16 protein-coding genes and 2 pseudogenes are annotated in these 13,933 nt (G+C 61.3%); 13 read left to right on the top strand and 5 right to left on the bottom strand.

Features of this window, described 5'->3' with window-relative positions; translation table 11 throughout:
• Positions 1-48 precede the first annotated feature (48 nt).
• Genes J3R80_RS17005 through lnt form a run of 10 tightly spaced genes read left to right on the top strand, consistent with a single transcriptional unit; the run spans position 49 to position 7,537 of the window.
• Positions 49-651, top strand: coding sequence for an SCO family protein (locus J3R80_RS17005; RefSeq protein WP_275394948.1), 603 nt, complete (start codon positions 49-51; stop codon positions 649-651).
• A gap of 5 nt (positions 652-656) precedes the next feature.
• Positions 657-1,079, top strand: a complete 423-nt coding sequence (locus tag J3R80_RS17000) for a disulfide bond formation protein B (RefSeq protein WP_007803474.1) — start codon at positions 657-659, stop codon at positions 1,077-1,079.
• Positions 1,076-1,735 carry a thioredoxin domain-containing protein gene (locus tag J3R80_RS16995; RefSeq protein WP_054540605.1) on the top strand — a complete coding sequence of 220 codons (660 nt, stop codon included), beginning with the start codon at positions 1,076-1,078 and terminating at the stop codon, positions 1,733-1,735. Before J3R80_RS17000 ends, J3R80_RS16995 begins: the two co-directional genes overlap by 4 nt.
• 25 nt (positions 1,736-1,760) lie before the next feature.
• Positions 1,761-2,228, top strand: coding sequence for a copper chaperone PCu(A)C (locus tag J3R80_RS16990; RefSeq protein WP_028288644.1), 468 nt, complete (start codon positions 1,761-1,763; stop codon positions 2,226-2,228).
• The gene (locus J3R80_RS16985; RefSeq protein ID WP_007803468.1) at positions 2,228-2,854 is read left to right on the top strand and encodes an SCO family protein; all 627 of its coding nucleotides are present in this window, start codon (positions 2,228-2,230) and stop codon (positions 2,852-2,854) included. The genes J3R80_RS16990 and J3R80_RS16985 overlap by 1 nt, the downstream gene beginning before the upstream one ends.
• Positions 2,851-4,224 (top strand): M23 family metallopeptidase, encoded by a 1,374-nt coding sequence (locus J3R80_RS16980; protein ID WP_275394947.1) that lies wholly within the window; start codon positions 2,851-2,853, stop codon positions 4,222-4,224. Before J3R80_RS16985 ends, J3R80_RS16980 begins: the two co-directional genes overlap by 4 nt.
• A 3-nt stretch (positions 4,225-4,227) precedes the next feature.
• A complete protein-coding gene (locus J3R80_RS16975) occupies positions 4,228-4,686 on the top strand; it encodes a DUF411 domain-containing protein (RefSeq protein WP_275394946.1) in 459 nt (152 codons plus the stop codon).
• 22 nt (positions 4,687-4,708) lie between these two features.
• A complete protein-coding gene (locus J3R80_RS16970; protein WP_054540603.1) occupies positions 4,709-5,491 on the top strand; it encodes a ZIP family metal transporter in 783 nt (260 codons plus the stop codon).
• A gap of 4 nt (positions 5,492-5,495) precedes the next feature.
• Positions 5,496-5,969 carry a signal peptidase II gene (gene lspA / locus J3R80_RS16965; protein ID WP_275394945.1) on the top strand — a complete coding sequence of 158 codons (474 nt, stop codon included), beginning with the start codon at positions 5,496-5,498 and terminating at the stop codon, positions 5,967-5,969.
• Positions 5,966-7,537: an apolipoprotein N-acyltransferase gene (lnt, locus tag J3R80_RS16960; RefSeq protein ID WP_275394944.1), complete on the top strand. Its 1,572-nt coding sequence runs from the start codon at positions 5,966-5,968 to the stop codon at positions 7,535-7,537. Before lspA ends, lnt begins: the two co-directional genes overlap by 4 nt.
• 261 nt (positions 7,538-7,798) lie before the next feature.
• On the opposite strand, the gene mntR is transcribed toward lnt, so the two are convergent.
• Positions 7,799-8,257 (bottom strand): manganese-binding transcriptional regulator MntR, encoded by a 459-nt coding sequence (gene mntR, locus J3R80_RS16955; protein ID WP_275394943.1) that lies wholly within the window; start codon positions 8,255-8,257, stop codon positions 7,799-7,801.
• A gap of 108 nt (positions 8,258-8,365) precedes the next feature.
• On the opposite strand from mntR, the gene J3R80_RS16950 reads away from it, so the two are divergent.
• Positions 8,366-8,629: a hypothetical protein gene (locus J3R80_RS16950; protein ID WP_224888552.1), complete on the top strand. Its 264-nt coding sequence runs from the start codon at positions 8,366-8,368 to the stop codon at positions 8,627-8,629.
• Here the strand turns inward: J3R80_RS16950 and J3R80_RS16945 are convergent.
• Positions 8,623-10,977: a cation-translocating P-type ATPase gene (locus J3R80_RS16945; RefSeq protein ID WP_275394942.1), complete on the bottom strand. Its 2,355-nt coding sequence runs from the start codon at positions 10,975-10,977 to the stop codon at positions 8,623-8,625. The genes J3R80_RS16950 and J3R80_RS16945 overlap by 7 nt on opposite strands.
• Before the next feature lie 192 nt (positions 10,978-11,169).
• Here J3R80_RS16945 and J3R80_RS16940 point away from each other — a divergent pair, with 192 nt between their 5' ends.
• Positions 11,170-11,442: a hypothetical protein gene (locus J3R80_RS16940; protein ID WP_012187176.1), complete on the top strand. Its 273-nt coding sequence runs from the start codon at positions 11,170-11,172 to the stop codon at positions 11,440-11,442.
• Positions 11,443-11,489: 47 nt separating this feature from the next.
• Here J3R80_RS16940 and J3R80_RS16935 read toward each other — a convergent pair whose 3' ends face one another.
• From J3R80_RS16935 to J3R80_RS16925, 3 genes and pseudogenes are all read right to left on the bottom strand, one after another.
• A complete protein-coding gene (locus tag J3R80_RS16935; protein WP_007803448.1) occupies positions 11,490-12,155 on the bottom strand; it encodes a L,D-transpeptidase in 666 nt (221 codons plus the stop codon).
• Between the two features lie 193 nt (positions 12,156-12,348).
• A pseudogene (locus J3R80_RS16930) lies at positions 12,349-13,071 on the bottom strand (cytochrome c biogenesis protein CcdA).
• A pseudogene (locus tag J3R80_RS16925) lies at positions 13,059-13,178 on the bottom strand (IS5/IS1182 family transposase); the annotation flags it as partial. The pseudogenes J3R80_RS16925 and J3R80_RS16930, both read right to left, overlap by 13 nt.
• A gap of 109 nt (positions 13,179-13,287) precedes the next feature.
• On the opposite strand from J3R80_RS16925, the gene J3R80_RS16920 reads away from it, so the two are divergent.
• The gene (locus J3R80_RS16920) at positions 13,288-13,932 is read left to right on the top strand and encodes a hypothetical protein (RefSeq protein WP_275394941.1); all 645 of its coding nucleotides are present in this window, start codon (positions 13,288-13,290) and stop codon (positions 13,930-13,932) included.
• The last annotated feature ends 1 nt before the right edge of the window (position 13,933 follow it).

Below are 13,933 nucleotides of genomic sequence, written 5' to 3'. Positions count from 1 at the left end.
AGGATGTAAACGCACACAAAATATAGAATCAGGTTCGGGCGGAGCGGCGTGAGGCTTTCAGGTCTTCAGAAGGTATTGTGGGTGTTGGCGGGCGCGGCGGCGTTCGTTTTCATCTGGCTGTTGCTATGGTCCGACTACCGTGCCGATCTTGCCCGCACCGAGAGTGAACCACCGTTTCTTGCTGATTTCGAACTGACCGATCATCGCGGCATGGTCCAAACGGACGAAGATTTCGCAGGGCGCTGGATGCTGGTCTTCTTTGGCTTCACCAATTGCCCCGACGTCTGTCCGACAACACTGTCCGAAGTCGCGGCCGTGATGGAGGGCCTGGGCGATGAGGCAGCAATGGTTCAGCCGATTTTCATAACGATTGATCCGAAGCGGGATACGCCGACTGCACTTGCCGAGTATGTGCCCCTGTTCGACGCAGGGATCATCGGGCTGACCGGTACACCGGAGCAGATCGCCGCGACATCCGAAACCTTTCCGATATTCTTTGAGCGGATCGAGCAGGCGACTGCGCCGGGCGGATACACGATGGGTCACACGTCGCATCTTTTCCTTTTCGACACGCAAGCAGGCTTCGCGGACTCCTGGCCCTACGGCACGCCCGCCGAAGAGATCCTCGCCGATCTGAGACAGAGGATCTGATCGTCATGACCCGACTTTCCGGAGAGACGGCCCTTGGCCTGGCCTGGATCATCGCGCTCACCGCGTCGCTTGCCGTGCTCTTCATCGGCGAGGTTCTGGGGCAGACACCTTGCGTGCTCTGCTGGTTCCAGCGTGCCTTCATGTTCCCCTTGGCCATCATCCTCGGGCTTGGGCTGTGGTGGCAGGATCGGCGCGTGGGTCGCTACGGGATCGCGCTGGCTTTGGGCGGTGCCGCCGTCGCGCTTTGGCACTTGGGCCTCTATGTCGGCGTTATCCCCGAGCGTATCCAGCCCTGCACGGCGACCGGCCCATCCTGTACCGACGACAATCAACTGGTCTTCGGCATTCCGATTCCTTTGATGGCGCTCGTCGCCTTCGCGATGATCGGTCTGCTGTCGGCTCTCTCACTGAAGGAAACACAAAAATGAAACGACGCGGCCTCATCCTGTCCGTTCTCGCGCTCGGGGTCGCCGGTTTCGGCGGTGCCGCCTGGTATGCCACCCGCCCCGACCCGATTGCCGCGTCCGATCCCATCGACCCTGAAATGGCCGACGCGCTGATCCGACCCTATTCCCCGATCCTCGGGCCCGAGGATGCGCCCGTAACCATCGTTGAATTCTTCGACCCGGCCTGCGAGGCATGCCGCGCTTTCTATCCGGTCGTCGAGGATATCATGGCGGAGCACGGAGACGCGGTGCGCGTTGTAATCCGCTATACGCCTTTTCACGGCGAGGCGTCGGTAGAAGCGATCCGTGTGCTCGAGGCGGCGCGCATGCAGGACGTGTTTGAACCTGTGCTCGAGGCAGTCTTGCGAGAGCAGCCCAGATGGGCGTCTCACGGGACCCCGGCACCCGGATTGATCCTTGAGATTGCAGCAAGCGGAGGTCTGGATGTCGAAGCTGCCCGGACACAGATGCTGGCCCCCGGTGTTGTGGCGGTGCTCAACCAGGACCGCGCCGATGTCGAGACAGTCGGGGTCCGCCAAACGCCCACGTTCTTCGTGAACGGCAAGCCTCTCGATCCGTTCGGTGAGGCCGAATTGCGGAGGCTGGTGGCAGTGGAAGTTGCGGCAAGCCAAAGCTGATTTGCGGAGGCAGGAGAAACGAGTGGTGAAGAAGTTGAGATATACCAATGCATTGGCCGTGCTTTTGACGGTTGCAGGGCTGTCGGCCCCCGCACTGGCCGGTTCGGAGGATGTCGTGGTCGAGAATGCGTGGTCCCGCGCCTCGATCGGCGTCAACAGGCCAGGTGCCGCCTATATGACCGTGCGCAACACGGGTGAAGACGCCGTTACGCTGACCGGACTTGCGACACCGCTGGCAATGATGCCCGAGATCCATGAGTCGAAAACCAACTCCGATGGCGTCAGTTCCATGGCGCCTGCAGGCGAGATCACGATTGAGCCCGGCCAAAGCGTGGCATTGGAGCCGGGCGGGTTGCACGCCATGCTCATGAAGCTGCAAGAGCCGATGACCGAAGGCGAGAATTTCCCGCTGACACTGACCTTCTCGGATGGCGGCAAGGTGACGGTCGAGGTCCCAATCCTCGGAATCGCCGCGCGTGGACCGGAGGGCTGATGCAACGTCGGCAGCTCCTTCTATACGGCGCAGCCGGTGCCGGCGTTCTTGGCCTGACGCTCTTCGTGGGCTGGTGGCGGGTGGACGGGCCCGGTGCGCCTGAACCAAAAGGGCAGCGGCCCCTGCCCCTATCGGCGATGGAGTTCCGGCTGACCGACCACGAGGAAAATGAGGTAGGGCCTGGCAACCTGATCGGTCGTCCCACAATGGTGTTTTTCGGGTTCACCTACTGCCCGGACGTCTGCCCGACGACCCTATCGGATATTTCCGGCTGGCTTGAGGAACTGGGCGACGAAGCATCAGAGATGAACGTGGTCTTCATCACGGTCGACCCGGAGCGGGACACGGTCGAGGCCATGGCCGAATATGTCGGCTATTTTCATCCGGTCATTCGTGGCTGGACGGGGCCGGAAGACCAAATTGCCCGCGCTGCAGAAGGGTTTCGTGCCTCATTTGAGCGCGTCCCGACTGAGGGCGGCGGCTATACGATGAACCATACGGCAAGCGTATTCCTGTTCGATGCCGAGGGTGAGCTCGTCACCATGATCGACTATCACGAGCAAAGAGAATTCGCGGTGCCGAAGATCCAGCGCGCACTGACAGAAGACGTAGAGGGGGCAACATGAAGATAAGAACTGTATTGGCGGCCGTTGCGGTCGCAGGCGCATTTTCGGTGACCGCCATCGCCATCTCTGGCGTTCTGTCCAAAGAACCGGTGCCCCCTGCGATTGCTGAAGCGACCCTCTGGACTCCCAATCCGCTTGCGCCGCCTCGGATTACCGAAACCAATTCGGTCCGCCCTACACTCGCCCAGGCGGATATCGCATTCGAGTTCAGACCCCGGCCGCTCCTGACCGTTTCCCCCGCTGATACCTCCTTGCCATCTATCGAGCCCCCGCTGGTCACCTGGTCGCGGGAGATTGCGTCCGGCGAGACGCTTGATGCGGTCCTTTCCGATGCGGGGCTGGATGCTTCGGATCGCGCCGAAATCGCCTTGGCGATTGGCACGGAATACGATCTGCGCCGTCTGCGTCCGGGTCACATCATTACGGTGGTTTCCACAACGGACGACAACCCGCGTCGTGTAGAGCTCGCCGTCGAAGACGGTGTCCGGATAGAGGCGGTCTTCGGCGAACAGCTTGCCGCCCGCGTGTTGGACCCGGATCCCGAATTGGTGACTTTCGCCGGCGAGGCGGTGATCGAGAGCTCGATTTTCGCCGCCCTGAACACGGCAGACATCCCCGCCCGTTTTGCGGTGGACCTGGCGCAGATGCTGGGCGGCACCGTGGATTTCCGTCGTGATCTTGCGGGTGGCGAGACGATGCGCCTCCTTTGGCGCGAGGCCCGAGACGGGAACAAGAGGATTGGTCAGCCTGAGCTTGCCTTCGCTGAGCTGGATCTTGGTGGATCGGTCTACGAGATCGTCTGGCCGGACGACGGCAGCGGTCAAGCGACGATCTATGTCAATGGAGAAGTCCTGCGCGTGTTCGCGCAACCGGTTGAAGGCGCACGGCTGAGTTCTGTGTTCGGGCGTCGCACCCACCCGGTCTACGGCAATGTGCGGATGCACACAGGGGTCGACTTCGCGGCGGCGCGCGGCACGCCGGTACAGGCGACGGCGCCTGGCCGCGTTAGCTTCATCGGCCGCCGCGGTGGGTATGGCCGGGTGGTTGAAATCGCGCATGGCTCCGACACCCTGACGCGCTACGCCCATCTCAGCGCTGTACCGGACGGCCTCACACAAGGGCAACGCGTGATCGCCGGAGATTTGATCGGCCGCGTCGGTGCGACGGGTACCGCGACAGGCCCCAACCTACATTACGAAGTGCTGCTGGACGGTCGCCCAACCGACCCTCTCTCTGACGACCGACTGGCAGAGGCGGCCGAGCGTGAAGCGGACGACACGGCCGCGCTTGAGCGGCTGAGTGAGGCGCGTTCACTTCTGGCTGAGAGGCTCGCCAGCGAATTTGCACAGACGACAACCGAAAGGCTTTGATCCATGAAACGATTTACTCCCGCCCTTGCCATCGCATTTGCCTTGCTTCCCGCGGCGCAGGCCGTCGCAGAGGCGATTCAGATCGACGTCCGGAAGACAAACGGCTGCGGCTGTTGCCTGTCCTGGATGAAGCACCTCGAGGAGAATGGCTTCGCGCCGATGGGCGAGGACATGTTCGGAGGATCTCTTGTGCGCTTTAAACTCGACAATGGCGTGCCGCAGCGCATGGTGTCCTGTCATACGGCTCTGGTCGACGGCTATGTGATCGAGGGCCACGTGCCGGCGGCTGACATCCAACGCCTGCTGGAGGACCGGCCAGACGCGGTAGGCCTGGCGGTGCCGGGAATGCCCTACGGGTCGCCTGGCATGGGACCGGAGGACGACCGGGAGGCTTACGATGTCTTCCTGATCCGCGAAGACGGGTCGACCGAGGTCTACACCAGCTACTCGGCTCCTGACTGAACTCGCGGCAGAACCTTAACAATTGGAACCCCTCTCCCCCATAGCGCTTGGCTTTCTTGGAAGCCTGGCCGCCGGATCGCTGACCGCGGTCGGGGCGGTCCCCGTTCTTTTTGGGCGCATCCCGTCCCGGGCCACGCGCGATCTGCTGCTTGGCTTCGCGGCGGGTGTCATGCTCGCGGCTTCGTTCTTCTCGCTGATCATCCCGGCTCTCGACGCAGCTGAAGGACAGTTCGACAACGGTGCTCTCCCGGCGGCCATCGTATGTGTTGCGATCCTGCTTGGCATGGGCGCGGTCGCTCTGATGAACGAACGGCTACCGCATGAACATTTCAAGACGGGGCGGGAAGGTCCCGACGCCGCATCGCTGCGGCGCGTCTGGCTTTTCATCATCGCGATCACTATCCACAATTTTCCCGAAGGGCTTGCCGTCGGCGTCGGGTTCGGGGCTGACGGTTTGTCGGGCGGGTTGCCACTTGCGATCGGTATTGGATTACAGAATGCCCCCGAAGGTCTGGCGGTGGCGGTTTCGTTGCTCGGCGAGGGCTATTCCAGGCTTCGCGCCTGGGGCATCGCCGCTCTGACCGGTCTCGTCGAGCCCGTCGGTGGACTTCTCGGCGCAGGGATTATCAGTCTTTCGCAACCGCTGCTGCCCTGGGGTCTCGCCTTCGCAGCAGGTGCGATGCTCTACGTCATCAGCCACGAGATCATTCCGGAAACCCACCGATCCGGCCATCAGAACAGGGCGACGCTCGGCCTCGCCGTTGGTCTTGTGATCATGTTGTTCCTCGACGTCTGGCTGGGATAAGCTGATGAGAACTTGCCTCTTCGTCGGTCTGCTTGCTGCGCTGATCGCCTTTCTTGTCGATCAGGCAACGAAGGCAATCGTTGTGTCCAATGCGACTGTTCTTAGTTCCGGCGTATCGGTCTTTCCCGGCTTCAATCTCATCTACCTGCGCAATGACGGAGTGACCTTCGGGCTTCTCGGCGGCGCGCCGTGGTGGAGCCTTGTCTTACTGGCGCTTGGCATCTGCGTCTGGCTGGCGTTCATGCTGGTCCGTACCAGCAGCCGGGTCGAGGCCATTGCCTATGGTGCGATCATCGGCGGTGCACTCGGCAATATTCTGGACCGCCTGCGCTATCGTGCGGTGACGGATTTCCTCGATTTCTACATCGGGACGGCGCACTGGCCTGCCTTCAACATGGCCGATGTTTTTGTGGTTGGCGGCGTGGGGCTGCTACTCATTGCGCCGTGGGTTGGCGCTCGACTTCAGACCGATTCATGAAGCCGGGTTTGCTGCGGTTCGTTGGCGAGGACCCGAACCTGTTCCAGTGCATGGGACTTGCCCTTGTTGGCGGCGGATTGACGGTTTTGATCCTTCCGCCGTTTTCTTGGCTCATCGCGGTCCCTGTCGCCTTCTCAGTGCTCTTTATCGTTCTCCGGAAAATCTCAACCTCGCGCGCTTTCCTTGTCGGTTGGGCTTTCGGACTGGGCCAATTCGGGATTGGAATTTCCTGGATCGCCGAGAGCTTTTACGTCGATGCCGAACGTTTCGGCGCACTGGCGATTCCGGCGGTCGCGGGTCTGTCCGCCGGACTTGCCATCTTCCCGGGCATGGCGGCGATGCTTTTTGCCGCCATCATGCAGCGCCGAGCTGACGGCGGCATTGCGGCGGGCCTTCTGTTTGCAACCTGCTGGGTGGCCACGGAATGGCTGCGGGGTCATGTCCTGACGGGGTTTCCCTGGAACCTTGCCGCTTATGCCCTTGTCGATTATGCCGCCCTGCGCCAACCCGCCGCCTGGGTCGGAAGCTACGGTTTGGGCTTTCTCACGGTCTTCATCGGCATATTGCCAGGTGTGTTGACTGTGGCGGCGCCAAAGAGACGCGCGCCTGTTCTCGTGCTCTTCGCCGTTGCTGTGACGGGTTTCTGGGTTGGCGGTGCGCTTCGGTTAGGGCAGGACTTGCCGCCGAAAGATGTTGGTTTGCGCATCGTCCAAGGCAATGTGCCACAAGTCGAGAAGTGGGCGCCGGGCAGCCGCGAGCGAACCTTGGAAAAATACCTGGGCTTGTCCGTGCAACCCGGACGTTTCGATGTGTTGCTTTGGCCGGAAACGGCCTTCCCCGGCTTTCTGGACGAAGATGCTGCGGCACGCGCGCGGATATCTGCAGCTTTGCCAGACGACAGAGTCCTTTTGACAGGTGTGCCTGACCGAGTGGAGGGCGATGGGGGAACCAGATATTTCAACACGGTTCAGGCATACGATGGCAGCGGTGAGATTCTGACGGGATATGCAAAACATCATCTCGTCCCGTTCGGGGAATATGTGCCGCTAAGAGGCTGGCTGCCGATCGAGCGACTGACCGAAGGTTTGGGCGATTTCACGCCTGGACTGGGGCCACGCACGCTGGCCGTTCCGGGCGCTCCGCTGGTCGCGGTGGCGATCTGTTACGAGATCATTTTTCCGGGCCAAGTGGTCGATGACCTTTTCCGCCCCGACTGGATATTCAACGCCACAAATGATGCCTGGTTCGGAACCAGCATTGGACCCGAGCAGCACCTCGCCTCCGCGCGGATGCGCGCGGTCGAGGAAGGGCTTCCCGTGGTCCGGGCGGCCAACACCGGGATATCCGCGATCATCGACACCAATGGCGAGGTCGTCGCGCGTCTCGATACCGGGGAAACAGGCGTCATTGATGCTGGCCTGCCGGGCGCGGGTGCTCCAACGCCCTATGCGCGTTACGGCGACTGGACCCTGCTGGTGCTTGTCTTTGGGTGCTGGGTCTTCACTTGGCTGGCCGGTTTGCTCGGACGATATCGCGATGCGCGGCATTTTGGAACGGATGTATCCTGATGCTTGTGATCGTGGGCGCCATTGGAGGCGCGATCTGGGGTGGCTATCTGGCACGACGGAGGAGGGGGAATCACCTTGATATCCTCCAATATGCGGTAGCGTCTGCGATCGCCTTCGGACTTGTCGCCCTGTTTGCAACCATCCTGCTGTTGCGCGTTCTCGGCTAGCGAGCTTCGAAATTGCGCGAATGTGTCAGTGGCTTGAAGACCCGATAGCTTGAGGTCCCGATAGAGAATCGCGCGAATGTGCATCGCGGCCAGCTCATTTCTGATTGAGCCGTCGCTCGAACGCCTCCAATGTCGTCCCGCTGACGTGATGCTCAATCCCTTCCGCATCGCGTTCCGCGGTCTCTTCGTCGATCCCCAGACTCAGAAGAAAGGCGACGACGACCCTGTGGCGGCGTCGACAGATCTCCGCAAGATCCTGCCCTGCTTGGGTGAGGAATATGGCGCGGTAAGGTTCCCGCCGCACCAAGCCAGCAGCCTTGAGCCGCGAGATGTTCTTGGTCACGGTCGGCGGCTTCACGCCAAGCCGCTCGGCGATCTCGACCGGTCTGGCCTCCCCTCGCGTCTCGATCAGTTCCGCGATCAGTTCAACGTAATCCTCCGCCATCTCGCTTTCATGTGCCTGACGCACGGTCGCAAAGCCTTCGGCCTGCGCCTTGGGAGCCCTGTCGACAGCCTCGAATGGCTCACGCCCATGTGATTGCAGCTTCGGCATGTCCGGACTTTGCAGCGAAACAGCGGGATTGACAACTTGTTTGCTTCGGGTAGATAAGTTAGCCATGTCTAACTTTTTACTTTGGAGGCCGTGGTGATGCGAAATATTATGAGAGTGCTGCTCGCCACACTCGCAAGTGCGCTCCTCCTGTCCGGACCTGTCGCCGCGACGCCGGCCAAGGAGGCGCCTTGGCTTCCCGAGGCAGCGGCCTACCGTCTGACGCTCTTTCTTGGAAATCTCGAGCCTCTGCCCTGGGACGACATCGAGACCGCCTGGACGGAACCCTACCGGGGTTCGGAATTCTCTGTCGGGGCGCTGGCGTGGCTGGACCGCAAAAGCGATATCGAGCTACCGAAACCGCCGGATCAATGACCGTGCGCCAGTGCTCCTTTCGCCATCTGCTCGCCCACCGGTTCTCCGCCTGAAGGCCCGGCCTCAACCTGATGGCCGTTCAGGAGCCGAAGTGCGTTGGCGACCACCAGCAGAGACACGCCTACATCCGCAGCAATGGCGCCCCACATTGAGGCCATGCCGAACGCCGTCAGCCCAACGAACAACGCCTTGGTCGCCAGCGATATGCCGATATTCTGGTGGATGATCGTCATGGCACGGCGCGAATGGCCGATAAGCCAGGGTACCTTGCCGATGTCGTCGGTCATCAGCGCGATGTCGGCCGTCTCGATCGCGGCATCCGATCCGACAGCGCCCATGGCGATGGCATAATGCGCCCGCGCCATGGCCGGTGCGTCGTTCACACCGTCACCGATCATCGCGACCATGTCGTGGTTCGCGACGAGTTCTTCGATGGCTGTCACCTTGTCTTCTGGCAAAAGCTCGGCGCGCACCTCGTCGATGCCGACCTCGGCCGCCACGGCACGCGCGGTGCGTTCGTTGTCGCCGGTCAGCATCACGATCGTCTTCACTCCCTGCGCGTGCAGCCGCGCAACGATTCCCTTGGCATCGGGGCGGATGCGGTCGCGAAGCTCCAGTACGCCGGTCACGCCGGTCTCGTCACCCACGGCAACGAGGGTGCTCCCTGCCCCTTCGATCCGATCCCGCAGATCCGCCGGAATGGCATTGCCGAACCCCTTCTCTTCGGCGAACCGATCCGAGCCGAGCCAGATCGCGCGCCCGTCGGCGCGTCCCTCCAGACCGCGCCCGGGCACGGTGCGGGTGTCCTCTGCGGCAGGCACGGAAACACCATCGGCTTCGGCGCGCGCGAGGATGGCGCGTGCCAGCGGGTGCGAAGACCGCGCCTCCAGGCTTGCTGCCAGCGCCATGAGATCGAGGGCGGAAACGCCGATCAGCGGGTGAACCGCCGCCACCTCAGGCTCGCCCATGGTGATCGTCCCGGTCTTGTCCATCGCCAGTGCCGTGGTCCGCCCCGGCGCCTCGACATAGGCGCCGCCCTTGATGAGCACCCCCGCCCGGGCCGACGCGGTCAGCGCCGCAACGATGGAAACCGGCGTAGAAATGACCAGCGCGCAAGGACATGCGATGACCAGAAGGACCAGAGCGTTGTAGAACCAGTAGTCCCAGGCGCCGCCGAGCAGGAGTGGCGGCACCAGCGCGATGGCGATCGCCAGAGCCATCACGATGGGTGTGTAGATGCGCGCGAACTTGGCCACCCACTGTTCGACCGGCGCGCGGCGGGCATGGGCATCGCCCACCATGCGAATGATTTTCGCGAGCACCGTGTCCGAGGCGGCCTTCGTTGCCCGCACCGTCAGTGTGCCCTCGCCGTTGATCGTGCCGGCATAGACCTCGTCGCCGGGTTCCTTGGGCACTAGCGCGCTTTCCCCAGTAATTGGGGCCTGATCGACGGCCCCTGCCCCGTCCACGACCTCACCGTCGAGGGGGATCCGGTCGCCGCCACGCACGATAAACCTTGCATTGACTGCCACGGCCGCGGCCGGAACGTCGGATTCAGATCCGTCGTCGTAAAGAACCCGCGCCGTTGGCGGCGCCAGATCGAGGAGCGCGGAAACCGCATTACGCGCCCGCCCCACGCTCCAGCTCTCAAGATAGAGAGAGAGCGAGAAGAAGAAGGCGACCGTCGCGGCCTCAAAAAACTCGCCGAGGCCGATGGCGCCCGCGACGGCCACCACCATGAGCAGGTTCATGTCGGGGCTAAGCCTCCGCGCCGAAGACCAGGCCTTGGGCGCGACAAGCCAGACGCCAAAAAGAATCGCGACGGCGAAGATCCCTGCTTCCGCCATAGGCATAGGCACCTCGCCATGGCCCGCAAAGAGCCCGAGCGCGCCGCCCATGCCGGTCTCGACAATGTGAAAAAGGAATCCCGCCGCCCAGAAGCCGCCGCTCAACGAGGTAAAGCGCTTCTGACGTGCCAGATGCGCCGCTTGGTCCTCTGCTGCGTTGTCGGCATCCCATGGTTTTGCATTCATCCCCGTGCTTGCAACCAGTTTTACGACCTCAGCTTCGGATAAAGCTCTTGCGGAATCGAGGATCGTCATCCGTCCGTTGATGACGTCGAACGCAAGATGCTCGGTACCGCCGACCTTCGGCCCGACAACCCGGTTCAGGATCGCCACCTCTTCGGCGCAATCGAGCCCGGAGACCTGAAAGCTCCTTCCGCCGGACGGCGCTGGCGCCGTGGACGCGACGTCCTTGCTGGCGTCGCAACAGGATTTGCCTCTTGGGTCAGAATGCTCTTGATCACTAGGATGGCAGTGATCGTTGCGGTTGCCGTCGGAAGACATGGATTGACCTCAGGATTCATTGATTCCACATTGACATAGCCCCTACAGTAACTAGAGCTTCAAGGGTAAAAAGTGGATATTCGTCCAGCAAGAAAGGCGCCCTGCGGAGGCTTGAAGCTAGCCGCCCCCTTGAAACCACGCGGTTGGAGCAACGCTTGCCGGTACGAAGCGATCAGAATGAGTGAGGTAGACATGCAGAAACGAAACGCGCCAATTATCGCAGCGACATTGGTGCTTGCTGGCTGTGCGGTGCCAACGCTGGACGACGGCGGCGCTCGCAACGAAGTGGGAAGTGTTCCCGAGGCCGTCATTGCCCTTGCTGCGCCTGGTCAGGATCTCACCACGGCGCGGCTTCGTCCCGAGGATGGCTGTTATTGGTATGAACACAGCGGTCCGGTGGAAAACACCTTGGTTCCGCTACGCTCGGCAGGTGGCAACCCCATCTGCACTTCGCGCCAGTCCTGATCAGCCCATAGATGCGTCAGGCCCACGCGTAACACATGATGCGCCAGTCAACTTCTCGGGGTGACGCTGTCTTCCGCCGAGTACAGGAATGCCGTCGAGCCAATCTCGACGTTGGGATAGAGATCATTGATGTGCGCCATGACCATTCGGACGCAGCCGGAACTCGCACGGCCGCCAATGCTTCTTGGATACGGTGTCCCGTGAATCCTTAGATAGGTGTCTCGGTCGCCGACGAAGAGATAGAGGGCTCGCGATCCGAGCGCGTTTTCAGGTCCGGGTTCCATACCGTCAGCGATATCGGCGTAGAGCTCTGGGTCGCGGTCGATCATGTTTTGTGTCGGCTGCCAATGCGGCCACCTGACCTTGCGCTTGATCGTATAGGTGCCCGGTTCGTAAAGTTTACCGCGCGCGATCGCCACGCCATAGCGCATCGCCGTGCCGCCTTCTTCGATGTGGTAGAGATAGCGCGCAACAGCATCGACATGGATATCACCGGGTACAAGTCCGTCCTTCGCGAGGACCCGCTGTGGCAGGAAGCGAGGGTGAAGGCCCCAAGGGTTGGACGTGGCCGGGTCGTAGCCGGGAGGTGTAACCTGTGCGTCCCAAGCTGCCTTCTGCGCATCGGTAGGCCACGTGTCTGCAAGGAGCGGGCTGGATATCGATGCCGAAAACAGCGCGGTGGTCGTCTGGATGAAATGTCGTCTTGTCAGCATATAGATTGCTCCGTTCACGCATTGGACGGCAAACCGAACCTTACCCCGAACGCAGTGTTGTTCGCCCGGGAAGGAGTGAGGCGTTATTGGCAACTTGCTCCATGGTGCCGTTCTTTGTCGGTGGCTTAACTCCTAAAGCTACTAGAGGTTCAAGAAAATTTTCTGTTATCAATAGACGCTGCTACTAATGGAGCTATCCGATCCGTCCCAGAACCGGAAATACGTCGAGCATCCAGTATGACAGCGCGCTCAACTGCCCTGTCATCATCGCCAGCCCCATCAAGATCATCACTATGCCCGCAAGCTGGTGGAGGCGGCGGCCAACCCGGCCGATGGCCCGCAACCGTCCCGCGATCTGGTCGGTGAATCCGGCCACGATCAGAAACGGTATTCCAAGGCCGGCGGAATAGACGGCAAGCAGCATGATACCTTCGCCCATCGTGGCACTCGCCGCACTGGCTGTCAGGATTGCGCCGAGGATAGGGCCGATACACGGCGTCCAACCGAAGCCGAAAGCAAGACTGAGGACATAGGACGCAGCGGGTTGGCCCCCGGGGATGTTGAGATTGAATCGGAAGTCGCGTTCCATGACCGAAACACGCGCGGCCCCGATCATGAAAAACCCGAAGACAATGATGATGCCGCCCCCAACGAGGTTGAGTTCATACCGCCAACGAAGTAGGGCCTGACCCATTGCAGTAGCTGAAGCGCCAAGCCCGATGAAGATCATGGAGAAGCCGAGGCCAAAACACAGACTCAGTCAAACGGTGCGCAACGGCGAGGCCGCAGCCGCCCCGCCTTTAGCGGCTGTGCGCCCGGCCATGTAGGAGACATAACTTGGCACAAGAGGTAGCACGCAGGGGGACAGTAATGATATCGTACCGGCTAGGAGGGCGGCGGTGAGGGCGCGCGCCAAGTGATGTCTTCGTCGACCCAGATCAGCAGGGACCCCCGCTTGCTCAGCGATGCGTTGTAGCTGGACCAGTTGGTCGTATGATAGCGGGCGGGAGATGGGTTGCTCATGGAATGCGCCTAACAGCATGGGTTCGCGAAGAGAATCCTGCGGCGTCAGACTTGTACAACAACGCCCCGTATCATCGACCTAGTGGTGCCCACATGGCAGGCTATTTCAATGGATAGATTTTTCTCTATCAGTATGCCCGCGGCTCAGTTTGTTAGAAATGTCCTGCTGTTCAGCTTCGCTGCATTACTGCCGGTCCTGTTGCTCTATGTCTTACTGGCTCCGGGCTTTGCTCCGGCTCTTGCTGCCGGCGGACCGGCAGTAATGCGCTTTCTAAGGCAGGTTACGACCAACGGTTTGCCCGTGGTTTTTGCCGTCAACTATGTCAGTTTTTTCCTGTTCGCCATGACGACGCAACCAAAGGCGGGCTCAAGAGACACGGCGTTTTTCGTGCTGGTCGATGTCTTGCTCAGAGCCCTTCTCTTTCCAGGTCTCCACGTGCTTATATACGTTCTATCTGCCGACTGGTTCGGGTCATTCGGCGGCAATCGTTCAACCGCTTTGGCGGTTGTATCCCCGACTCTTGCGCGTTCGGCGTTTTTCGAGAACATCTCCGGCGTTTACCTCTATGCGACTATGATAAGCGCGTTGCCGCTCTACGTCTCGGCTCTCGGGCGGTCGGAATTTCTTGGACCGGTTGTTCGTCGCTTACCCATGAACACGGGCGTGATGTTGCTTGCCTTGGCTGCGTTTGCCTTTTCGGTCGGGCTGATCACGATCGGCGCACAAGCCATCGCAGCTCTTCATGCCAGGTGAC

It is taken from the genome of Aliiroseovarius sp. Z3, assembly GCF_029105185.1.
GTDB lineage: Bacteria > Pseudomonadota > Alphaproteobacteria > Rhodobacterales > Rhodobacteraceae > Aliiroseovarius.
This window is presented reverse-complemented; position numbering and strand designations above follow the sequence as displayed.

Bases quoted from the DNA above. Each gene is read 5' to 3' on its own strand.
- J3R80_RS16950 (WP_224888552.1), top strand. From the start codon at position 8,366: ATGAGAGTGCTGCTCGCCACACTCGCAAGTGCGCTCCTCCTGTCCGGA.
- J3R80_RS16985 (WP_007803468.1), top strand. From the start codon at position 2,228: ATGCAACGTCGGCAGCTCCTTCTATACGGCGCAGCCGGTGCCGGCGTT.
- J3R80_RS17000 (WP_007803474.1), top strand. From the start codon at position 657: ATGACCCGACTTTCCGGAGAGACGGCCCTTGGCCTGGCCTGGATCATC.
- J3R80_RS16945 (WP_275394942.1), bottom strand. From the start codon at position 10,977: ATGTCTTCCGACGGCAACCGCAACGATCACTGCCATCCTAGTGATCAA.
- J3R80_RS16940 (WP_012187176.1), top strand. From the start codon at position 11,170: ATGCAGAAACGAAACGCGCCAATTATCGCAGCGACATTGGTGCTTGCT.
- J3R80_RS16995 (WP_054540605.1), top strand. From the start codon at position 1,076: ATGAAACGACGCGGCCTCATCCTGTCCGTTCTCGCGCTCGGGGTCGCC.
- J3R80_RS16975 (WP_275394946.1), top strand. From the start codon at position 4,228: ATGAAACGATTTACTCCCGCCCTTGCCATCGCATTTGCCTTGCTTCCC.
- lspA (WP_275394945.1), top strand. From the start codon at position 5,496: ATGAGAACTTGCCTCTTCGTCGGTCTGCTTGCTGCGCTGATCGCCTTT.
- J3R80_RS16920 (WP_275394941.1), top strand. From the start codon at position 13,288: ATGGATAGATTTTTCTCTATCAGTATGCCCGCGGCTCAGTTTGTTAGA.
- J3R80_RS16935 (WP_007803448.1), bottom strand. From the start codon at position 12,155: ATGCTGACAAGACGACATTTCATCCAGACGACCACCGCGCTGTTTTCG.
- lnt (WP_275394944.1), top strand. From the start codon at position 5,966: ATGAAGCCGGGTTTGCTGCGGTTCGTTGGCGAGGACCCGAACCTGTTC.
- J3R80_RS16980 (WP_275394947.1), top strand. From the start codon at position 2,851: ATGAAGATAAGAACTGTATTGGCGGCCGTTGCGGTCGCAGGCGCATTT.
- mntR (WP_275394943.1), bottom strand. From the start codon at position 8,257: ATGCCGAAGCTGCAATCACATGGGCGTGAGCCATTCGAGGCTGTCGAC.